18 protein-coding genes and 1 pseudogene (1 of these 19 only partly in view) are annotated in these 21,236 nt (G+C 69.2%); 10 read left to right on the forward strand and 9 right to left on the reverse strand.

Going from position 1 to position 21,236, the window contains the following annotated elements; genetic code table 11:
• Nucleotides 1–83: 83 nt before the first annotated feature.
• The 3 genes from murC to ftsW form a co-directional block, all read right to left on the reverse strand.
• The gene (gene murC / locus ABLE88_RS14805; protein WP_348832454.1) at nt 84–1,496 is read right to left on the reverse strand and encodes a UDP-N-acetylmuramate--L-alanine ligase; all 1,413 of its coding nucleotides are present in this window, start codon (nt 1,494–1,496) and stop codon (nt 84–86) included.
• A complete protein-coding gene (gene murG / locus ABLE88_RS14810) occupies nt 1,493–2,620 on the reverse strand; it encodes an undecaprenyldiphospho-muramoylpentapeptide beta-N-acetylglucosaminyltransferase (protein ID WP_348832455.1) in 1,128 nt (375 codons plus the stop codon). Before murG ends, murC begins: the two co-directional genes overlap by 4 nt.
• A gap of 79 nt (nt 2,621–2,699) precedes the next feature.
• Nucleotides 2,700–3,899, reverse strand: a complete 1,200-nt coding sequence (gene ftsW / locus ABLE88_RS14815) for a putative lipid II flippase FtsW (RefSeq protein ID WP_348832456.1) — start codon at nt 3,897–3,899, stop codon at nt 2,700–2,702.
• A gap of 114 nt (nt 3,900–4,013) precedes the next feature.
• Here ftsW and ABLE88_RS14820 point away from each other — a divergent pair, with 114 nt between their 5' ends.
• The 7 genes from ABLE88_RS14820 to ABLE88_RS14850 all read left to right on the forward strand — a co-directional run bounded on the left by ABLE88_RS14820 (nt 4,014) and on the right by ABLE88_RS14850 (nt 10,867).
• Nucleotides 4,014–6,656 carry a ligase-associated DNA damage response DEXH box helicase gene (locus ABLE88_RS14820; RefSeq protein ID WP_348832457.1) on the forward strand — a complete coding sequence of 881 codons (2,643 nt, stop codon included), beginning with the start codon at nt 4,014–4,016 and terminating at the stop codon, nt 6,654–6,656.
• Between the two features lie 334 nt (nt 6,657–6,990).
• Entirely contained in the window at nt 6,991–7,311 is a 321-nt protein-coding gene (locus tag ABLE88_RS14825; protein ID WP_348832458.1) for a hypothetical protein, read from the forward strand.
• Nucleotides 7,312–7,315: 4 nt separating this feature from the next.
• Nucleotides 7,316–7,804, forward strand: a complete 489-nt coding sequence (locus ABLE88_RS14830; RefSeq protein WP_348832459.1) for a hypothetical protein — start codon at nt 7,316–7,318, stop codon at nt 7,802–7,804.
• A gap of 331 nt (nt 7,805–8,135) precedes the next feature.
• Nucleotides 8,136–8,336, forward strand: coding sequence for a ribbon-helix-helix domain-containing protein (locus tag ABLE88_RS14835; RefSeq protein ID WP_348832460.1), 201 nt, complete (start codon nt 8,136–8,138; stop codon nt 8,334–8,336).
• Between the two features lie 34 nt (nt 8,337–8,370).
• A complete protein-coding gene (locus tag ABLE88_RS14840; protein ID WP_348832570.1) occupies nt 8,371–9,447 on the forward strand; it encodes a DNA cytosine methyltransferase in 1,077 nt (358 codons plus the stop codon).
• A gap of 213 nt (nt 9,448–9,660) precedes the next feature.
• Nucleotides 9,661–10,446, forward strand: a complete 786-nt coding sequence (locus tag ABLE88_RS14845) for an Eco29kI family restriction endonuclease (RefSeq protein WP_348832461.1) — start codon at nt 9,661–9,663, stop codon at nt 10,444–10,446.
• Entirely contained in the window at nt 10,427–10,867 is a 441-nt protein-coding gene (locus ABLE88_RS14850; RefSeq protein ID WP_348832462.1) for a very short patch repair endonuclease, read from the forward strand. The genes ABLE88_RS14845 and ABLE88_RS14850 overlap by 20 nt, the downstream gene beginning before the upstream one ends.
• 23 nt (nt 10,868–10,890) lie before the next feature.
• Here ABLE88_RS14850 and ABLE88_RS14855 read toward each other — a convergent pair whose 3' ends face one another.
• The 3 genes from ABLE88_RS14855 to ABLE88_RS14865 form a co-directional block, all read right to left on the reverse strand.
• The gene (locus tag ABLE88_RS14855) at nt 10,891–11,331 is read right to left on the reverse strand and encodes an NfeD family protein (protein WP_348832463.1); all 441 of its coding nucleotides are present in this window, start codon (nt 11,329–11,331) and stop codon (nt 10,891–10,893) included.
• 4 nt (nt 11,332–11,335) lie between these two features.
• Complete coding sequence (locus tag ABLE88_RS14860) at nt 11,336–12,340, reverse strand: SPFH domain-containing protein (protein WP_348832464.1); 1,005 nt, start codon at nt 12,338–12,340, stop codon at nt 11,336–11,338.
• A 145-nt stretch (nt 12,341–12,485) separates the two neighbouring features.
• Nucleotides 12,486–13,028 carry an arsenate reductase ArsC gene (locus tag ABLE88_RS14865; RefSeq protein WP_348832465.1) on the reverse strand — a complete coding sequence of 181 codons (543 nt, stop codon included), beginning with the start codon at nt 13,026–13,028 and terminating at the stop codon, nt 12,486–12,488.
• 376 nt (nt 13,029–13,404) lie between these two features.
• Between ABLE88_RS14865 and clpB the strand changes: the two genes are divergently transcribed.
• From clpB to ABLE88_RS14880, 3 genes and pseudogenes are all read left to right on the forward strand, one after another.
• Entirely contained in the window at nt 13,405–16,044 is a 2,640-nt protein-coding gene (gene clpB, locus ABLE88_RS14870; RefSeq protein WP_348832466.1) for an ATP-dependent chaperone ClpB, read from the forward strand.
• A 272-nt stretch (nt 16,045–16,316) separates the two neighbouring features.
• Nucleotides 16,317–16,553 (forward strand): annotated as a pseudogene (locus ABLE88_RS14875) (DUF1214 domain-containing protein); the annotation flags it as partial.
• Between the two features lie 87 nt (nt 16,554–16,640).
• Nucleotides 16,641–17,063 (forward strand): DUF2267 domain-containing protein, encoded by a 423-nt coding sequence (locus ABLE88_RS14880; protein ID WP_348832467.1) that lies wholly within the window; start codon nt 16,641–16,643, stop codon nt 17,061–17,063.
• Nucleotides 17,064–17,082: 19 nt separating this feature from the next.
• On the opposite strand, the gene ABLE88_RS14885 is transcribed toward ABLE88_RS14880, so the two are convergent.
• The 3 genes from ABLE88_RS14885 to ABLE88_RS14895 form a co-directional block, all read right to left on the reverse strand.
• Nucleotides 17,083–17,988 (reverse strand): hypothetical protein, encoded by a 906-nt coding sequence (locus ABLE88_RS14885; RefSeq protein ID WP_348832468.1) that lies wholly within the window; start codon nt 17,986–17,988, stop codon nt 17,083–17,085.
• Between the two features lie 148 nt (nt 17,989–18,136).
• A complete protein-coding gene (locus ABLE88_RS14890) occupies nt 18,137–19,051 on the reverse strand; it encodes a hypothetical protein (protein WP_348832469.1) in 915 nt (304 codons plus the stop codon).
• A gap of 211 nt (nt 19,052–19,262) precedes the next feature.
• Nucleotides 19,263–21,236, reverse strand: the 3' portion of a protein-coding gene (locus ABLE88_RS14895; RefSeq protein ID WP_348832470.1) for a peptidoglycan DD-metalloendopeptidase family protein. It continues 9 nt past the right edge of the window; the window shows 1,974 of its 1,983 coding nt (coding positions 10–1,983); its start codon lies beyond the right edge, outside the window; its stop codon occupies nt 19,263–19,265.

The raw sequence follows: 21,236 nt of genomic DNA on the forward strand, positions 1-21,236 counted from the left end.
GCCCTCGGGCGATCCATGGGGCGCGGCGTCGCCGTTCCGCCGCGCGATGGGCGGTCCAGGTGCCACGGAGGCGGCCGCCGGCCTCACGCCGCCGGCTTCAACGCCTCGAGCTCGCCCGGCAGCGCATAGGCCCATTGGGTGATGTTGCCGGCGCCGAGACAGACCACGTAGTCGCCGGGCCGGGCGAGGCCGGCGACGATGCCGGCCAGATCCTGCGGCCCGCCGAGCGGCGTCACGCTGCGGTGGCCGTGGGCCACCAGCCCGGCCACCAGATGGTCCCGGTCCGCGCCTTCGATGGGCATCTCGCCGGCGGCATAGACCGGGGCGACGATGACGTGGTCGGCATCGTTGAAGCAGGTGCAGAATTCGTCGAACAGCGAGGCGAGCCGGGTGTAGCGGTGCGGCTGCACCACCGCGATCACCTGACCTTCGCTCGCCGCCCGGGCGGCGCGCAGCACGGCGGCGATCTCCACCGGGTGGTGGCCGTAATCGTCGAAGATGGCGGCCCCGTTCCACTCTCCGGTGCGCGTGAAGCGCCGCTTCACGCCGCCGAAGCGGGAGATCGCCTCGACGATCCGTGCGTCCGGCACCTTGAGCTCGTGCGCCACGGCGATGGCGGCGGTGGCGTTGAGGGCGTTGTGCTTGCCCGGCATGGGGAGGCGCAGGCCCTTGATCTCGTGCACCACCTTGCCGGCGCGGTCGCGGAACACGACGCCGAACTTGGTGACGCCGCCCTTCAGGTCCACATCCACCAGGCGCACGTCCGCCTGCGGGTTCTCGCCATAGGTGATGACGCGCCGGTCCTCGATGCGGCCCACCAGCGCCTGCACCACCGGATGGTCGATGCACATCACCGCGAAGCCGTAGAACGGCACGTTCTCCACGAACGCCTTGAAGGCCTCCTGCACCTTGTCGAAGGTCTTGAAGTGGTCGAGGTGCTCGGGGTCGATATTGGTGACGATGGCGACCTCGGTGGGCAGCTTCAGGAAGGTGCCGTCGCTCTCGTCCGCCTCCACCACCATCCAGTTGCCCTGGCCGAGATGGGCGTTGGTGCCGTAGGCGTTGATGATGCCGCCATTGATGACCGTGGGGTCGAAGGCGCCCGCCTCCAGCAGGGTCGCCACCAGCGAGGTGGTAGTGGTCTTGCCGTGGGTGCCGGCGATCGACACGCAGCTCTTCAGCCGCATCAGCTCCGCCAGCATCTCGGCGCGGCGCACCACCGGCAGGCGCTTGGCGCGGGCGGCGGTGAGCTCTGGATTGTCGCGTCGGATGGCGGAGGAGACCACCACCACCTCGGCATTGCCGAGATTGGCCGCGTCGTGCCCCACGGTGACCTTGATGCCGTGGTCGCGCAGCCGCTTGACGTTGGCGCTCTCGGTGGCGTCGGAACCCTGCACCGTATAGCCGAGATTGCTCAGCACCTCGGCGATGCCGCTCATGCCGATGCCGCCGATGCCGACGAAATGGATGGCTCCGAGGCCGGACGGCAGCTTCATGCGCGCATTCCCTTGAAGGTCTTCACCGTGCCGCCGCCAGCCAGGTGCTGGACCAGGTCGCCCAGGCGCTCGGCGGCGTCGAGCAGTCCCTGGCTTTTGGCCTTGTCCGCCATCTGCGTCAATGCGTTCGGTTCGTCGGCGAAGGTGTGGATCTCCAGCGCCAGGCGCTCGGGCTCGAACTCCACCTGGCGCAGCACCTTGGCGCCGCCGGCGTCGGCGAGCGTGCGGGCGTTGGCCGCCTGGTCCTGGTCGAGGGCATGGGGCAGCGGCACCAGGATGGCGGGCCGGCCGATGGCGGAAAGCTCGGCCACGGTGCCCGCCCCGGAGCGGGAGACGACAAGGTGGCTCGCCGCCATGCGGGCGGGCAGATCGTCGAAGAAGGTCCTTATCTCCGCCCTTACGCCGAGGGCGGCATAGGCCGCGGTGACGCGCGCCGCGTCCTCCTCGCGGGCCTGCTGGACGATGTCGAGGCGCGCGCGCAGATCGGCGCCGAGGCGGGCGACCGCATCCGGCACCACGTCGGACATCACGCGGGCGCCTTGGCTGCCGCCGAACACCAGGAGCTTGAGCGGACCGCCGGGCACCGGCGGGTCGTAGGGGATGGCGGCGGCGGCCACCGCCGCGGGCCGCAGCGGGTTGCCGGTCCACACCGCCTTGGCGTCGAGCATCGGGTCGGTGCGGCACAGGCCGGGAAAGCCGGTGGCGATGGCCGCGACCCGGCGCGCCAGCATGCGGTTCGCCCGCCCCATGACGCCGTTCGCCTCGTGGATGGCGCTCGGCACGCCGCAGATCGAGGCCGCGAGCAGCGGCGGCACGGTGGGATAGCCGCCGAAGCCGACCACGCAGGCCGGCTTCACCCGCCGCATCAAGGCCAGCCCGGACACCAGGCCGGAGACGAGGGCGATGCCGGTGCGGGCGAGCGAGGCGGCGGAGCGCCCGCGCACCGTGTCGGCCGGCAAGACGTGCAGTTCCCGCGCCGGGAAATGGCCGGCATAGTGGGCGGCCCGCGCGTCGGTGGCGAGGTCCACCGTGAGCCCGCGCGCGCTGAGCACCCCGGCCAGCGCCTCGGCGGGAAACAGGTGGCCGCCGGTGCCGCCGGCGGCGAGAAGCACGAGCTCGCTCAAGGTATCTCGTCCCCTTGCCCGATCCTCGGCGGGATCGCGGCCCAGTTCTACCCCGGCGCGCGCCAGGGTGGAAATCGCCTCAGGATGCGGCCGGAACCGGCTCCGGCCCCGCGGTCTCCACGCCGCGCTTCTCCATCTTCCGGCGCGGCTCGCTCAAGGCGGCGAGGGCGGCGGCGCCGGGGCGCTTGCGCGACAGCGCGATCAGCATGCCCATGCCGAAGGCGAGCGAGATCAACGAGGAGCCGCCATAGGAGATGAAGGGCAGCGTCATGCCCTTGGCGGGGGCGATATGCACGTTCACCGCCATGTTGATGGAGGCCTGGAGGCCGAACAGCAAAGCGAGCCCGGTGATGGCGAAGCGCGCGAACGGGTCGCTCTCGTCCATGGCGCGCCGGAGCGAGCGCAGGATGATGAAGGCGAACAGCGCCAGGATGATGAGGTTGAGGATGATGCCGAACTCCTCGCCCGCCACGGCGAAGACGAAGTCGGTATGGGCATCCGGCAGCATGCGCTTCACGGTGCCCTCGCCCGGCCCGGTGCCGAACCAGCCGCCATTGCGGAACGAGTTGAGCGCCGCCTCGATCTGGTAGGTGTCGCCGGAATCAGGATTGATGAAGCGGCTGATGCGCTTCTGCACGTGCGGCACGGTCAGATAAGCGAGCATGCCCGCCCCGGCGCCGGTCCCGGCGAGGCCCACCACCCAGATCCAGCGCAGGCCGGCGAGGAAGAACAGGGCGCCCCAGACCAGGCAGACCAGCAGGCTCTGGCCGAAGTCCGGCTGCAGCACCAGCGGCGCCAGCACGCCCGCCAGCAGCGCCATGGCGAGCAGGCGCGCCGGCATCTCCGGCCGCTTCGAGCTCTCCGCGAACAGCCAGGCGGTGAGGACGACGAACGCCGGCTTGATGAATTCGGACGGCTGCACGGTGATGCCGGCAAGGGTGAGCCAGCGCCGCGCGCCCTTCACCTCCGGGCCGAGTACCAGGGTCGCGAGCAGCAGCACGAAGAACAGGGCGAACACCCCGATGCAGGTGCGCCGCAGCGCCCGCGGGGTGAGGAAGGAGGTCAGGAGCAGCACCCCCACCGCTGGCGCCAGGAACACCAGCTGGCGGTTCACGAAGTGGAACGGGTCCTCGATGCCGATGCGGGCGGTCACGGCGGGGCTCGCCGCGAGGCACAGGATGATGCCGATGATCATCAGGCCGAAGAGGGCGGCGAGCAGGGCCCGGTCCACCGTCCACCACCATTCGCTGAGGACGGTCCGGTCGGCGCGGGACATCATGGGACGCAATACTCCACGCGGGAAAACGCAGGCCGGCACCATGCGGTGCAGACGGTTGACGGGCGATTAAGGCCGCCATCGCGAAACTTGGGCGCGCGCCCTATCTTTGAAGGCGTGTCGAATACCGCGCCCAGGGCCGAGGCCGCCCTTCCCCCCGCGTTCCGCCAGTGGTTCCGCGCGCGCGGATGGACGCCCCGCGCGCACCAGCTCGATCTGCTGGAAGCCGCCGCGGCCGGCCGCTCGGTGCTGCTCATCGCGCCGACGGGCGCCGGCAAGACGCTCGCCGGCTTCCTGCCCACCCTGGTCGAGCTGAGCGCGGCCGGAGCGAAAAAGGGACCGGTCGCGGCGCGCGCCGCCGCCTCGCGGGAGAAGACAGGCGAAGGTGTGGCGGACGACGGGGATCCTGGTCCCGGCGGGGTCGCGCCCGCCGCCATCCCGTTCGCCCGCTGGCAGGCCGAGCGCCCGCCCTCGCCTTTGCACACGCTCTACATCTCGCCACTGAAGGCGCTGGCGGTGGACATCGCCCGCAATCTCGAGGCGCCGGTGGCCGAGATGGGCCTTCCCATCCGCATCGAGACCCGCACCGGCGACACGCCGTCGGCGCGCCGGCAGCGCCAGCGTCGCGACCCGCCGGACATCCTTTTGACCACGCCCGAGCAGATCTCGCTGCTGCTGGCCTCGAAGGATGCCGCCCACCTCTTCGGCGGCCTCAAGCGCGTGGTGCTGGACGAACTGCACGCGCTCGTCACCTCCAAGCGCGGCGACCTGCTGTCGCTCGCCCTCGCCCGGCTGCGGGCGATCGCGCCGGGGCTGCAATGCGTCGGCCTCTCCGCCACCGTGGCCGCGCCGGACGATTTGAGGCGCTATCTGGTGCCGCAGGGCAGCGGGGTCCCGCTCGCCGATCTGGTGGTGGCCGCGGGCGGGGCCGCGCCCGACATCACCATGCTGGAGAGCCGGCAGACCATGCCCTGGGCGAGCCACACCGCCCATCATGCGCTGGCCGAGATCTATGAGCTGATCGGCCAGAACAAGCTCTCGCTGGTGTTCGTCAACACCCGCTGGCAGGCGGAGTTCCTGTTCCAGGAATTGTGGCGCATCAACGAGGCGAGCCATCCCATCGCGCTGCACCACGGCTCGCTCGCCGTGGAGCAGCGCCGCAAGGTGGAGGCCGCCATGGCGGCGGGGCGGCTGAAGGCGGTGGTGGCCACCTCCTCGCTCGACCTCGGCATCGACTGGGGCGATGTGGACCTCGTGATCAATGTCGGCGCGCCCAAGGGGGCCTCGCGCCTGATGCAGCGCATCGGCCGCGCCAACCACCGGCTCGACGAGCCCTCGCGCGCCGTGCTGATCCCCGCCAACCGCTTCGAAGTGCTGGAATGCCGGGCCGCTTTGGAGGCGGTGAAAGCGGGCGCGCAGGACACCCCGCCCGAGCGCCGGGGCGCTTTGGACGTATTGGCGCAGCACATTCTCGGGATGGCCTGCGCGGCCCCGTTCGACGCCGATTTCCTTTATGGCGAAGTCACGTCCGCCGCCCCCTACCGGGACTTGCCGCGCCACGACTTCGACGCCGCGGTCGCGTTCGTCGCCACCGGCGGCTACGCGCTCAAGGCCTATGAGCGCTACGCCAAGATCCGGCGCACCAAAGAGGGCCTCTGGCGCGTCTCCAACCCTATGATCGCGCAGGCGTATCGGCTGAATGTCGGGACCATCGTGGAAGCGGCGATGCTGAAGGTCCGGCTGGTTTCGGGGCGCGGGGCGAAGGGGCGGGTGCGGTTCGGCGGGCGCATGCTGGGGGAGGTGGAGGAGTATTTCGTCGAGACCATGGTTCCCGGCGATACCTTTGTCTTTGCAGGGGAAATCCTGCGCTACGAGGCGCTGGTGGAGGACCAGGTCTACGTCTCCCGCAGCGCCGCCAAGGAACCGCGGGTGCCGGCCTATGCGGGCGGGAAGTTCCCGCTCTCCACCTTTCTTGCCGCCGGTGTCCGCGCGCTTCTTGCCGCGCCGGAGCGCTGGATATCCCTGCCCATGCAGGTGCGCGCGTGGCTCGAGCTGCAGCGCGCCCGCTCGCGCCTGCCGGGCCGCGACGACCTCCTGGTGGAGAGCTTCGCCCGCGCCGACGTTCACTATCTCGTTACCTATCCCTTCGAGGGCCGCCTCGCCCACCAGACCCTCGGCATGCTCCTGACCCGGCGCCTCGAGCGGGCGCGGCTGAAGCCCATGGGGTTCGTCGCCAACGACTATGCGCTCGCGGTGTGGGGCACCGGCGACATGGGGGGCGCGATCAGCCAGGGCCGGCTCTCGCTCGCCCAACTGTTCGACCAGGACATGCTGGGCGACGACCTCGAGGCCTGGCTCGCCGAGAGCGCGCTGATGAAGCGCACGTTCCGCCACTGCGCGGTGATCGCCGGCCTGATCGAGCGGCGCTTTCCCGGCAAGGAGAAGACCCAGCGCCAGGTCACCGTCTCCACCGATCTGATCTACGACGTGCTGCGCCGGCACGAGCCCGGCCATTTGCTGCTCGAAGCCGCGCGGGCGGACGCGGCGACCGGGCTGCTGGACGTCAAGCGGCTCGGCGAGATGCTGGCGCGGATCAAGGGCAAGATCGTGCACCAGCCTCTGGAGAGGGTGTCGCCGCTCGCGGTGCCGGTGCTCCTGGAGATCGGCCGCGAGAGCGTGGGCGGCGAGGCCAACGAGGCGCTGCTCGCCGAGGCGGAGGAAGAGCTGGTGCGGCAGGCCATGGGCGCGGCAATGAAGTGAGCCAACGGCCCGGCCGGCCCGGCCGAGCCCCCCGCGCGCCGGCGGCGAGCCCCGCCCCGGCGCCGTTTCGTTCAATAATTCAACGGCATTTTCATAGATTAGATCAATTCAACGAACCGGATCGGGGCCCGCTTTTCCTGATCTGAAGCTCTGCCTTGGCCAGCTCGGCGGCATTTCGGCGGCCCGCGGGACACGACCTGAGATCGGCCATTTGCCTTCTTGTGCGCGCCAGCGTTGAAGACCGGCGCCGCCGCCGCTTGCGGCACGCTTGATTGTTCAAACAATTGTGCGTTGAATGGCCTCGACTGTAGAGTCGCAGCATGGATGGACGACAATGAGAGCAAAAATCTTTGCCGCCGTAATATTGGCGCCGGCGCTGGTGCTGGTGCAGGCGGCGCCGAGCGCGGCGCGCATGAATTCGACCGCCGCCGCGATCACGGCGGGCGTGGTCGGCCTTGCGGTCGGCGCGGCGATCGCCGACAGCGCCCACCGCAACCCCTATGTCTACGGCCCCCCGCCGGCGCCGGTCTATGTGGCCCCGGCGGCGTTCTCCCCGGCCGCGAACGTGGTGTGCTATCCCGGCCAGCGGGCCTGCTATTACGGCGGCGGCGCCTATGCCGCCGATTGGTCTTGGCGCGTGTATGGCAGGAACTGAGACCATGATCATGCTCAAGCCCCTGCGCGGCGCGCTCGTCGCCTTCGCCCTCTGCGCCACCGCTGCGGCGCCCGCCTTCGCCCAGTCGGGCGCCGCCCCTTCCGGCGCCGCCCCTTCCGGTGCCGCTTTGCCGGACGACGACCGGATGGACCATGCCTGGAACGACCTTCTGGAATCCGAGGGCGGCCTGCTCTCGGGCCCGCAATACACCGCGCTCAACAACCTCGCCTTCCAGGCGGCGGTGGTGCGGGTGTGCGACGGCTACAGCCTCGACACGGAGGGGTTCGGCAAGGGCATCGCCGGCGTCCTGACCAGCACCGACAAGGACTTCGACGAGCGCCAGGAGAAGGAATACGGCGCCGCCGTATTGGTCGCCTTCGGCGCCCGCTTCGGCCTGTTCCTGGCCGAGGGCAACGGCGACAAGAAGGACTTCTGCGACGCCGCCGCCAAGCTCAAGGCGACGCCGGGCGAGGTGCCGCTGTTCCTGAAGTGAGCTGAAGCGACGTGAGAGGGACGGGGCGCCCGGCGATGCCGGGCGCCCTGTTTTATTTGGGGGGTGGGGGGAGGGCTATGGGGGGGGCGCGATGCGGTTCCATGGGGTCGGTGATGCCCCATCGCTGAATTTGGGCGACGTCCGCTCCCGAGTGTCCGCAGGGGACCGGAGTTCACTGTTGCGGTTCACCGAATTCGGCGTACAACCACCATTGATGTTCTCTATATGTTCTTGTTCTCGGCCGGGACATTAACCGTTGCGAAAGGCGGAGATGAGAGGCAGTGTTGATGCGTTGCCGCGGAACGCCGCGGATTGCAGCGGAGGACGGAACTTGGGCAAGGACGGCAAGGACGCCGAGCGTGTCACGACCACTTTGTCGCGCGCGCAGAAGCTCCAGCTTGACCGCCTCGCCGAGCGCGAAGGCGTGAAGGTGGCCTGGCTCGTCCGCCGAGCTGTCGAACGATTTCTTGACGAGGCCAACGGGGGGCCTCAACTACCCTTCGAATTCAGAGGCGACCATGCGCAGCGCTGAGTTGTTCGCCGGTTGCGGGGGTCTCGCCTTGGGTATGTCCCGAGCGGGATTCTCCCATGTCTTGATGGCTGAGTTCGATTTCGATGCAGTCGAGACGGCCAAGCACAACAAGGCGCGCGCCATAGAGCACGTAGTCCATTGGCCGGTTGAGAAGACCGATGTGCGGGACATCTGTTGGGAACCCTTGCGCGGTCAACTTGCCGTTGTGTCGGGTGGACCACCTTGCCAGCCGTTCGGCATCGGTGGCAAGAAGATGGGGGCGGACGACGCCCGCGACATGTGGCCTGAGGCAGTCCGCGCCATACGCGAGGCCGCGCCCGAGGGCTTCTTGTTCGAAAATGTGCGCAACATAGCTGGGCCAAAGTTCCGCAGTTATCTTGAATGGGTGCTTTGTCACTTAGCGAGACCAGCTCTGACGCGAGAGACGGGTGAGACTCACGAGGAACATCTCGGGCGGCTCATGCGTGCGCGCGGCAAACCTGAGTATCAAGTGGCCTGGCAGGTGGTGAACGCAGCGGACTATGGAGCCCCGCAGATCCGCCACAGGGTTCTTATTTTCGGCGTTCGCGATCGAGCGAATGTGACGCTGATCAGCATGCCACCGACCCACTCGCATGACCGGCTGCTCTGGGATCAGTTCGTGACCGGCGACTATTGGAAGCGTCACGGCCTGGGCAAGCGCGCGCCGAGCTGCGCGCGGGATCTCGCGCGTGTTCGCGACCTTAAGGCATGTGGCGTCGCTCCCTCAAAACTCCCCTGGGTCACGGTACGCGACGCCATCCAGGGGCTCGGCGAGCCTGATGGCGCCCGCAATCACGTGTTCCAACCCGGCGCCCGGATTTATCCCGGACATACAGGTAGCCCGCTTGATAGGCCTGCCAAGGCACTCAAGGCGGGAGATCATGGTGTGCCCGGCGGTGAGAACATGATGGTCCGCGACGACGGGTCAGTTCGGTACTTCACCACGCGGGAAGCCGCGCGGCTGGTGGGACTGCCAGATGACTACTTGTTTCCCAGGAGCTGGTCGGAGAGTATGCGTCAGCTGGGGAACGCGGTTCCCGCTCAATTGGGGGAAGCTGCGGGTAGATGGCTACGGAACATCATCTTCTGAGCGAGCTTGCTCACCTGGTTGGTTTCGCGAACGAAGCGCGTTCTAGTGGCTAAGTCGCCTGACAAGATCGCTCTAGCCGCCTTGAATTCGGCCCTGTCCCAGGTCATCGCCGCAGCAAAGGCCGACCCATCACCGGCGACTGTCAGGCGCGTGAGGGACGGGCTCTCGCGTCACTTCGAAGCGGTCGAGAAGGCGCGAAGCGAGGCCGATCCCGTGAGCACGCCGCTCACGACCTTTGATCCTTCCGATCCGAAGACAGTTGGGCGGATGGTTTCCCTGGCGCTGCTTGCGCAGCCGATGATCTCGCTCGGCGCCGTCAAGCCGGCCTATGGATCCGGCGTCTACGCCATTTATTACAGCGGAGACCACCCACTCTACGCGCGGATCTCCGGGGCCGAGACGCCGATCTACGTGGGCAAGGCCGATCCCAGCAACGGGGACGCGAGCACTGCCAGGGAGCAGGGGCCTAGGCTCACCGGCCGCCTGATCGAGCACGCCGGCACCATTTCCACGGCGGAAAAGTACGCAGCCGAGAATGGCCTGCCGCCTGGGCTCCATCCCATTCGGCTGGCTGATTTCAAATGCCGCCGTCTGGTGTGCGCTACCAACGCGCAGTTGGTCGCGGAGCGTCATCTCATCCGCATGTTCTGGCCTGTATGGAATTCCGACACCAAGGCCTGTTGGGGAATGAGCAAGCACGGCGACGCCGCGAACACGCGGCGCAACAAGCGATCGCCGTGGGATGTCGTCCATCCGGGTCGCAGTTGGGCGCTCGACGAGCAGTTGGTCGACAACGCGACCGCCGAGGAAGTCGCTGTGAGGATCAATGCGATCCTTGACAAATTTCCGCCGCGAACCGATCACGCGGCCCTGCTCGAGGAAATGTTGGCCGCGTTTCGCCAGGACGATAGTGGCGATCTTAGCCTACCTGACAGGTCGCCTCTCGCGGATGTCCCTGGACCGAGCGAGGACGAGGCTGGTGGCCCGGACGACGACTGACCATGTGGACCCTGCCCGCAGCGCGCAGATGGCGCGGGTCCGTGGCAAGGACACCAAGCCGGAACTGAAGGTCCGCCGCGCCTTGCATGCGGCGGGACTACGGTTTCGGCTGCAGGCGCGGGATCTGCCGGGCCGGCCGGACATCGTGTTCCGCTCTCGCCGGATCGCAATCTTCGTGCATGGCTGCTTTTGGCACCGGCACAGGGATCCAGCCTGCAAACTTACCCGAGCACCGAAATCTCGTCTGAATTTCTGGGGACCGAAATTTGACGCCAATGTCGCGCGCGACGAGCGCAATCAAGCGGCGCTTCGCGAGCAAGGATGGACGGTGATCGTCATCTGGGAGTGCGACCTAGCCAAACCTCATATTGTTGAGGGATTGATTGACACGGTGCGCCAACACGTGCCCGTCTATGACTAGATGGCCGAAAGGCACCACCCCCCCTACACCCGCTCCACCCGAAGCGTCGCGCCGTCGATGGCGACGACGGTCACCGTCTCGCCGGCCGAGGTGTCCGGGCCCTCGATGCGCCAGATCGTGTCGTCGATGCGCACCCGCCCCACCCCGGCAAGGATCGGCTCGTCGAGCACGAATTGGCGGCCGATGAAGCCTTCCGCGCGCCGGTTGAGGAACGGCCGGTCGGAGGCCTTGCCCGGCGCCGGGGAGATGCGCCGGCCCACCAGCACCGCGATCACCGCCAGCGCCGCGAACACCAGCACCTCGGTCTGCCAATTGAGGTCGATCACATAGGCGAGGACCCCCGTGACCAAAGCGGCCATGCCGAGCCACAGCAGGAAGGCGCCCGGCGCGGCGATCTCGGCGAGCAGCAAAAGCCCGCCGAGCACGAACCAGGTCCACGGCCCGAGATCGGTCAGGAAGCCCACGGCCTCACTCCGCCGGCGGGGTGAAGGGGCCGGTGGCCCGGCCCGCCGGCCGCCCGCCGGGGCCGGCGCGCGGTGTGTCGGGGCCGAGGGCGCCGCCGAACGCCCCCTTGGCGATCTCGCCGATGCCGGCGAGCGAGGAGAGCAGCGCCGTGCCCTCATAGGGCATCAGCACCACCTTCTGGTTCGGCGCCGCGGCCATGGTCTCGAACGCCTTCACATACTTCTCGGCGATGTAGTAATTGAGCGCCGCCGGATCGCCGGCGGTGATCGCCACCGAGAGCATCTGCGTCGCCTTGGCGTCCGCCTCCGCCAAACGCTCGCGCGCCTCGGCGTCGCGGAAGGCGGCCTCGCGCCGGCCCTCCGCCTGCAGGATCTGGCCCTGCTTCTGGCCCTCGGCTTTCAGGATCTCGGACTGCCGCTGGCCCTCGGCCTCCAGGATGATGGCGCGCTTCTCGCGCTCGGCCTTCATCTGCCGGCCCATGGCGTTCACCAGGTCGGCCGGCGGCACGATGTCCTTGATCTCGATGCGGGTGATCTTGATGCCCCAGGGCGCGGCGGCGGCATCCACCACGCGCAGCAGTCGCACGTTGATCTCGTCGCGGTGCGACAGGAGCTGGTCGAGGTCCATGGAGCCCATGACGGTGCGGATGTTGGTCATGGTCAGCGCCAGGATCGCCAGGTCCAGCTGCGCCACCTCGTAGGAGGCGCGCGCCGCGTCGAACACCTGGTAGAAGGCGACGCCGTCCACCGAGACCGTGGCGTTGTCCTTGGTGATGACCTCTTGGGTGGGAACGTCGAGCACCTGCTCCATGACGTTCACCTTGTTGCCGATCCGGTCGATGAACGGCACGATGAGGTTGAGGCCGGGCGACAGCGTCTTGGTGTAGCGGCGGAACCGCTCGACCGTGAACTGGTAGCCCTGCGGCACCGTCTTCACGCCCGAGAACACCACGGCGACGGCGAGCACGAGCAGGACGAGAACGAAGAGGTTCGGACCGAATTCGATCATGGGCGCCCCCAATCGCGCCCCGGTCGCGGGGCTGGCGCGCCGATTTGGTCACGGCCGAAGCGGCGGGGCAAGGCCCGAGACCGGGTCCGCCACCCTTTGCGCGGTGCGCGTGGAGGCAAGCCGCGCGGCCGGCGCGCGGCCGCGCTCAGCCGGCGGCGGCGGCCGGGCGGGTGTTGCCCTCCATCATGCCGATCTCCTTCAGCTGCATCTCCAGAGCCAGATGATCGATGCTGGCGAGCGGCAGATTGGCGAACACCGAGATGCGGTTCTTCAGGTGGCGGAAGGCCTGGGTGAAGGCGGCGGCCTGGTCGATCTCGCCCCCCGACGCCTTGGCCGGATTCTCGATGCCCCAGTGCGCGGTCATGGGGTGGCCGGGCCACACCGGGCATTCCTCGTCCGCCGCGTCGTCGCAGACCGTGAACACGAAGTCCATGTGCGGGGCGCCGGGCGCGGAGAACTCGTCCCAGCTCTTGGTGCGCAGGCCCTCGGTGGGATAGCCGAGGCGGGTGAGCGTCTCGACCGCCAGCGGGTGGACCTGCGCATCGGGATTGGTGCCGGCGGAAAAGGCGTGGAAGCGGCCGGCGCCGTCCTTGTTGAGGATCGCCTCGGCCATGAGGGAGCGGCCGGCATTGTGGGTGCAGAGGAACAGGACGTTGTAGATGCGGTGCGGTTCGGCCGAGCTCGACATGTGGTCCTCCCAGGAGTGCCCGACAGCCTCGCCTGGGCACACGCCATCATTCCCCCGGAGCGCGCGGCCGCGCGAGGGCGTGACCTTATAGCCGCGCATTCCGAAGCTTTTGTGTCTGTGCGTCAGGGGTCCCGATACCACCCGTCCCGCGGGCCGGCGCGCCGGGGCCGGGGTCAGATCAATGACGGCGCCGCCCGGCGGCGAGATTTTCCATCGCCGGGCCGCCGGCCCCCTTCCGTTGCCGCCGGGCCACACCCACATGAGCCCAAGCGCGGGTGTGGCCATCCGCGCGGCGGCAGCCGGCAGACCGGTGCCGTGCCCCAGCGTGCCGCCGTGCTTCGTCGAAGGCGGCCGGCGCGGGAAGGAGGAGAGAGACATGAATTTCGAGATCTATACCGAGCGCGCGCGCGGCTTCGTCCAGTCGGCCCAGTCGCTGGCGGTCCGGGAGGGGAACCAGCAATTCACCCCCGAGCACCTGCTGAAGGTGCTGATGGACGACCCCGAGGGCCTGTGCTCGGGCCTGATCCAGCGCGCGGGCGGCAATCCCACGCTGGTGCGCGCCGACGTGGAGGCCGCGCTCAAGAAGCTGCCGAAGGTTCAGGGCGGCTCGGGCCAGGTGTATCTGAGCCAGCAGCTGGCGAAGGTGTTCGAGACCGCCGAGCAGGCGGCCAAGAAGGCCGGCGACGGCTATGTGACGGTGGAGCGGCTGCTTCTGGCGCTCGCCATCGAGAAGGACACCGATGCGGGCAAGATCCTGGCCAAGGCCGGCGCCACGCCGCAGACCCTGAACGCCGCCATCGAGGCGCTGCGCAAGGGCCGCACCGCGGACAGCGCCACCGCCGAGAACGCCTATGACGCCTTGAAGAAATATGCCCGCGACCTGACCCAGGCGGTGCGCGACGGCAAGCTCGACCCGGTGATCGGCCGCGACGAGGAGATCCGCCGCACCATCCAGGTGCTGGCGCGCCGCACCAAGAACAATCCCGTGCTCATCGGCGAGCCCGGCGTCGGCAAGACCGCGATCGTGGAAGGCCTCGCCCGCCGCATCGTCGACGGCGACGTGCCCGAGAGCCTGAAGGGCAAGAGCCTGCTCGCCCTCGACATGGGCTCCCTGATCGCCGGCGCGAAATATCGCGGCGAGTTCGAGGAGCGCCTGAAGAGCGTGCTCTCGGAAGTCGAGGGCGCTGAAGGCGGCATCATCCTGTTCATCGACGAGATGCACACTTTGGTCGGCGCCGGCAAGACCGACGGCGCCATGGATGCGTCCAACCTCCTGAAGCCCGCTCTGGCGCGCGGCGAGCTGCACTGCGTCGGCGCCACCACGCTCGACGAGTACCGCAAGCATGTGGAGAAGGACGCAGCCCTCGCCCGGCGCTTCCAGCCGGTGTTCGTGGCCGAGCCGACGGTGGAGGACACGGTCTCGATCCTGCGCGGGCTGAAGGAGAAGTACGAGCTGCACCACGGCGTGCGCATCACCGATTCGGCGCTGGTGTCGGCGGCGGTGCTCTCCAACCGCTACATCACCGACCGCTTTTTGCCGGACAAGGCCATCGACCTCGTCGACGAGGCCGCCTCGCGCCTGCGCATGCAGGTGGATTCCAAGCCCGAGGAGCTCGACAGCCTCGACCGCGAGATCATGCGCCGCAAGATCGAGCAGGAGGCGCTGAAGAAGGAGACCGACACCGCCTCCAAGGACCGCCTGAAGCGCTCCGAGAAGGAATTGGCGGACCTGGAAGAGCGCGCCGCCGCGCTCACCTCGCGCTGGAAGGCGGAGAAGGCCAAGCTCGGTGAGGCCACCACCGTGAAGGCCAAGCTCGACCAGGCGCGGGCGGACCTCGCCACGGCGCAGCGCCAGGGCGAATACCAGAAAGCGGGCGAGCTCACCTATTCGGTGATCCCGGAGCTGGAGAAGAAGCTCGCCGAGATCGAGAAGGCGGGCAATGCCGGCCAGATGGTGGAAGAGGCGGTGACGCCGAACCACATCGCCGGCGTCGTTTCCCGCTGGACCGGCGTGCCGGTGGACAAGATGCTGGAGGGCGAGCGCGAGAAGCTGCTGCGCATGGAGCTGGAGCTGGCGAAGCGCGTGGTGGGCCAGGCGGAGGCGGTGGCCGCCGTCTCGACCGCCGTGCGCCGTGCGCGCGCCGGCCTTCAGGATCCCAACCGGCCCATCGGCTCGTTCCTGTTCCTCGGCCCCACGGGCGTCGGCAAGACCGAGCTCACCAAGGCGCTGGCCGAATTCCTGTTCGACGACGAGACCGCCATGGTGCGCATCGACATGTCGGAATACATGGAGAAGCATTCCGTGAGCCGCCTCATCGGCGCGCCTCCCGGCTATGTGGGCTATGACGAGGGCGGGGCGCTGACCGAGGCCGTGCGGCGCCGGCCCTACCAGGTGGTGCTGTTCGACGAGGTGGAGAAGGCCCATCCGGACGTGTTCAACGTCCTGCTCCAGGTGCTCGACGATGGGCGCCTGACGGACGGGCAGGGCCGCACGGTCGACTTCCGCAACGTGCTCATCGTCATGACCTCCAACCTCGGCGCCGAATATCTGGCCGACCCGCGCCAGCCGATCGGCTTCAAGGTGCCCGGCCAGGAGGGCGAGCAGGTGGTCTCGGACGAGGAGGCCTACGATCTGGTGATGCAGGCGGTGCGGCGCCACTTCCGCCCCGAATTCATCAACCGGATCGACGAGATCGTCATGTTCCACCGCCTCAAGCGGGACCAGATGGACGTCATCGTCGACATCCAGATGGGTCGGCTGCGCAGGCTCTTGGAGGATCGCAAGATCACCATCGAGCTGTCGCCCGAGGCGCGGCACTTCCTCGGCGACAAGGGCTACGACCCGGCCTATGGCGCGCGCCCGCTCAAGCGGACGATCCAGAAGCTGGTGCAGGACCCCTTGGCCGAGAAGATCCTCGCCGGCGAGATTCTCGACGGCGCCAAGGTGAAGATCGGCCTTTCCGACGGCCACCTCACCTTCGCCAGCGAGGCGGGGCCGGTGGACCAGGCGGCGTGAGGATGGGCCGGGGCGGATGGCGCCTCGGAGAGGAATGGCCCCCGGCGGTTGCGCCGGGGGCCTTTTTCGTCTGTGGCCCGGCGAACATTGCCCGTAAGCCAATGGCTTGCGAGCGCGCCGGGCAATTGTGCCGCGCGACAGGCGGCCAAGGCCAAGCTAGGATCGCGGCGTTTCCGGGAGCAGCGATACTCCTTCCGCAAAGAGATGGTCACCATGTTGTCCAAGCGTCATGTCCTCAAGATCCTGGCCGTCGGCGGCAAGACGCGACTGCCCCCATCGATCGCTACCTCATCAACGCCCCGATGCTGCCCGGCCTGAAGCGCAACGCCGACGGCTCGCTCACCCTCTACATCCAGAACAAGACCCCCGGCCCGGACAAGGAGGCGAACTGGCTGCCCGCCCCGGACGGCCCCATCTATCTGGTGATGCGCCTTTATTGGTCGAAGGAGACGCCGCCCTCGATCCTGCCGGCCGGCAAGGGGAGGTGGAAGCCGCCGGGGGTGAGGAAGGCGCCCGGGCGGTCGGCGGCGGTCGGCGCACGAGCGGGGGAGCTTCTGCGATCGCCGGATTTCCACATTCTCATGTGACCCGTTCCCATGCCCATCCCCCTCGACCTCCAGCACGCCACCGAGGATTTCGACCGCTTCCTCGCCGATGCGCGGGACACCGCCGGCCTCGGCACGCGCAACCAGGCCTACACCATGGTGGAGGGGGTGCTGCGCGTGTTCCGGCGGCGGCTGTCGCTGGAGGAGGCGATCCGCTTTGCCGGGGTGCTGCCGCCGGTGCTGCGGGCCATCTTCGTGGCGCAGTGGGACCCGGCCGAGCCGCGGCGGGCGTTCACCGATCGGGGGGCGCTGACGGCCGAGGTGCAGGCGCTGCGCCGGCACCACAATTTCGCGCCGGAGACCGCCATCGCCGACGTGGCGGCCGCCCTGCGGCGCAACATGGATGAGCGCGTGCTCGACCGCGCGCTCGCCGCCCTTCCCGCCGCGGCGGCCGATTTCTGGCAGCCGCGATAACCTTAGGACGGGCGGCCCCTCACTTCCCCCGCATCACCGCCAGCAGCTCCTCCGCCCGCCTGGTCGCCTGGGCGAGGAAGGGGGTGCCGGCGGCCGCCTTGGCGAAGCACGCGCGGTAGGCCTTGGAGGCCCCGTCCTGGGCCTTGAAGCCCTCGCCCCAGCGCGGATCGTCCTCCTTGCCGGACTTCTGCGCCGCCTCCAGCAGCGCGTCGGCCTTGGCCGAGGCGGCGGTCCAGGCGGCCGTGCAGGCGGGCATGTCGGGAGCCTGCGCCATGGCGTCCGCCGAGCCGATGGTCACGCGCCCGTCGGCGATCCGGGTGACGACGATGGTGTCCGGCGGCGTGGTGCCGGCCACGTCCTGCGAGAACAGTCCGAGCGCGGCGTCGACCTGCTCGCCTGGGCCGGCCTGCGGGGCGAGCGCGGCATAATTGGAGAAGGCGGCGTCGCGGCCCACCGTCAGCGTGTAGAAGAATTCGTCGCCGGTGGCCGCCGGCAGGCCGGCCTTCAACGCGGCCGGCGCGCCCTCGTCCGCCGCCCGCGCCTTGAGCCAGTCGGCAAAGACCGGCTCGGGCGAGACCAGCACGTAGGTGGCGCCGCTCTCGTCCAGGAAGACGAGGCCGTCGGGCGAATCCGAGCCGAGCTCGTCGCGCCGCAAGGTCTCGGGCGAGAATTGCGGCGTCTTGCCGAGCCCGGCGAACCGCACCGGTCCGACCAGCGCCACCATGCGCGTCTCGAGGTCCTTGCGGGCGGCGTCCTCGATCTTGCCGACCTGCGCGTCGCTCTTGCCCGCCTTCACCGCCGCGTCCACCGCCGCCGTCGCCTTGGTGCGCGCGGCGATGTAGTCCTCCGCCGGGCCGGCTTGGGCGGCCGGGACAGCGGACAAAAGCAGGGCGCAGGCGAGCAGGCTGGATGCCGGAAGGTTCATGGCGCGGGGCTCGTAACGGCGGAAGCGGGAGCCGGCATCATCCCGGCGCGCCGGCCAAAAGGCAATGGAGCGGCCGGCCGGCGCGGGCCGGCGCCGGCCGGATCGGACCGCGCTCCAGCGGCGGGGCGCGCGGGCGCCCCGGCGCGGCTCACTGCCCGCGGGCGGTGGCGAGGAAGGCCTCGGCGCGCTTCACCGCCGCGGCGAAGAAGGGCTGGGTCGGCGCCGCCTTGGCGAAGCAGTCGCGGTAGGCGGCCGAGCCCTCGTCATTGATGGCGCTGATCTGGTCCCAGCGCGGGTCCTCGCTTTTATTGTCCTTCTCCACCTGCTTCTGCAGCGCGTCGGCCTTGGCCTTGAACGGCTTCCACACGGCGTCGCAGGCGGCGATGGGCTTGATGTCCAGCTTGGCGACGGCGTAGCCCACCATGGCCTTGCCGTCGGCGATGCGGACGATGGCGATGTCGTTCGGCGGGGTGTTGCCGGGCGGCTCGTCGACCTGCTGGCCGAGGATGGCGACCGCGGTCTCGCCCGGCGCCGCGGCCACGGGCAGCTCCACGTAGGGCTGGTAGAAGCCGCCGTCGAAGACGAGGGCGTTGGTATAGAATTCCGACGCTCCGGCAGCCGCCTTGACGCCCGCACCGAGCGCGGCCGGCGCGCCCTCGTCCTTGGCGCGGGCGGCGAGCCAGGCCTGGAACACGCTCTCCGGCGTCACCACGATGCGGGTGTTGTAGTCCTTGTCGGCGAACGCCAGCCCGTCGAGCTGGTGGGTCGGGGCGTCGACGTCGTAGGTGAAGACGTGCAGGGAATAGGTCGGCGCGCCGAGGCCCTTGAACTTCAGCGGTCCGAGCACGGCCCCGAGGCGCTTGGCGAGGTCCTTCATAGCGGCCTCCTCGCGCTTGATGACCGCCTCGTCGCCGCTCTTGTCGGCCTTGGCGGCGGCGAGCGACTGGGCGATGGCCTTGTCGCGGGCGGCCACATAGTCGCCGAGCGGGTCGGCCGCGGCGAGGCCCGGCACGGCGGCGGTCAGCAGGAGGGCGCAGGCGAGCGAATGAGCGAAGCCTCTCATGGGGCTTTCCTTTGGGCGGGGAGTGCAGGGGCGGAGTGCCCGGTTGCAGCGGTAGCTCAACCGCTCCCAAGGTCAAGCTCGAAGTGTGGCCGTTTGTGGCCCCCCGGCGGCCGCAAACGCCTGCGGTCAGGGAATTTTCAAGGACGCTCCCGGGCGGGCCCGCCGGCGGTATCCCGGAAGGGATCATGCCGCCGCGCATCCGCTGCCGGCCTCAGTTGCTGGCGGCCCTGGTGCGCCCGGTCGCGGCGATGCCAGCCACCTTGGGCGGCACCGGCGCGTGGTTGAGGAGCGCATCGATGCGCTCGCGCTCCTTCTTGAACTCGGCGAGGAAGCGCCCGTCCAGCGCCCGCCCGCGCGGCAGCTTGATGCGCATGGGATCGACGAAGCTGCCGTTGATCTTCACCTCGTAATGGAGGTGCGGACCGGTCGACAGGCCGGTGGAGCCGATATAGCCGATCAGCTGGCCCTGGCGCACGGTGGCGCCCTGGCGGATGCCCTTGGCGAAGCCGGACTGGTGCGAATAGGTGGTGACGTAGCCGTTGGCGTGCTGGACCTCGGTGTGCTTGCCGTAGCCCGACTTCCAGTTGGCGTAGATGATGGTGCCGTTGCCGGCGGCATAGATCGGGGTGCCGACGCTGTCGGCCCAGTCGACGCCGGTGTGCAGCTTCGAATAGCCGAGGATCGGGTGCCGGCGATAGCCGAACGGCGAGCGCATGACGCCGCCGGCGAGCGGCTTGCGCACCAGGAACTTCTTCGCGCTCTTGCCGTCCTCGTCGTAATAGTCGATCAGGCTGTCGTCGGTGGTCTGGAAGCGGTAGTAGCGGCGCTGGTCGCCATTGATGGTGAGGGCGGCGTAGAGCACCTCGTTGCTGCTGGTGCCGTCGTCGGAGAACAGCACCTCGAAATTGTCGCCCGGCCGCACCCGGCGCTGGAAATCCACGTCGAAGGAATAGACCCGGATGATGTCGGCGATCACGGTGCGCGGGACGTCGTTGCGCAGGCAGGTCTCGTAGATGCTCTCATAAAGGCGGATGCCGGGGCCGCTGTCGTCGTCCACCTCCTCGGAGACGCCGGCGATCTCGGTCTCGGACGGCTCGGCGACGGAAACGTAGCGGCCGAGGTCGGAGAGCGCCACCGTGCCCTCGTGGCCGGCATCGGAGAAGATCGAGACGCGCAGCGCCTGCACCTTCTTCTGCTCGTTCTCCTGCAGCAGCAGGCGCAGGCGCAGGCCGTCGTTCACCGTGCCGTCGCGCCCGCGGCCGAACACCGCCGCCAGCGCGCGGGCCTCCGGCTCGGCCACCCCGTTATCGGCGAGGATGGAGACGATGGTGTCGCCCTTCTTCACCACCACGGTGCGCTCGGACCAGTCGTTGCCGCCCGAGGTCTCGGTCGAGGTCTTCGGCACGAAGCTCACATTGTCCGAGCCGGCGGGCGCCGCCAGCAGGCCGTCCCCCTCCACCGCATAAGCGAGATACGGCGCGGAGGGCGAGAAGCGCGGCGCGCCGGTGATGGCGGCGGGCAGGCCCGGATTGGGCTGCAGGCGGGCGAGCTCGGCCACCTCGCGCACCTTGATGAGCACGCTCTCCATCGGCGTCGGCGCGCCGAACTTGGTGCTGCCGGGCACCTGGGAGAGTTCGCGCATCACCACCGTGACCTCGCCCGTGGGCTCGGCCTGGGCGGCGGACTCCTCGTCCTTCATGGATTCGGAGACGATCTGGGTGGGATTGTAGCGCGGAATGTCGGAGGAGACCGAGGTCGCCGTCATGGCGAGGTTGGCGGCGACCCGGGTGAACGGGCGCACCTTGATGATCTCGCGGTCGCCCATCTTGGTGGTGGTGGAGACGCGGAAGGTCTGGCGCGCGTTCGAGGCCTCGGCCAGAAGCGACATGCGATCGCCCTTGCGGGCGGCATTGGACGGGCGCTCGCCGGCGGCCAGCGCGCCGCGGATGGCGGCGCGGACCTTCTCGGGCATCAGCGCGAAGCGGTGCTCGCCCTCGAGCGCGGCATAGACCGCGCCACCCATCAGGAAGGTGCCGCACAAGGCGGTCAGCAAGGTGGCGGCGAACCAGCGTACCGAGACCCGGCGACGGTCGATCTCTTCCTCGTCGCCGTCGACGCCGAGTGGCGGATCGTCCCCGAGGCCGGCGGCGCTCGAGGCATCGCGCCAGGCCCCCGCTGATCGTCG

The sequence above is a fragment of the Xanthobacter luteus genome, assembly GCF_040049235.1.
Taxonomy (GTDB): Bacteria; Pseudomonadota; Alphaproteobacteria; order Rhizobiales; family Xanthobacteraceae; genus Xanthobacter.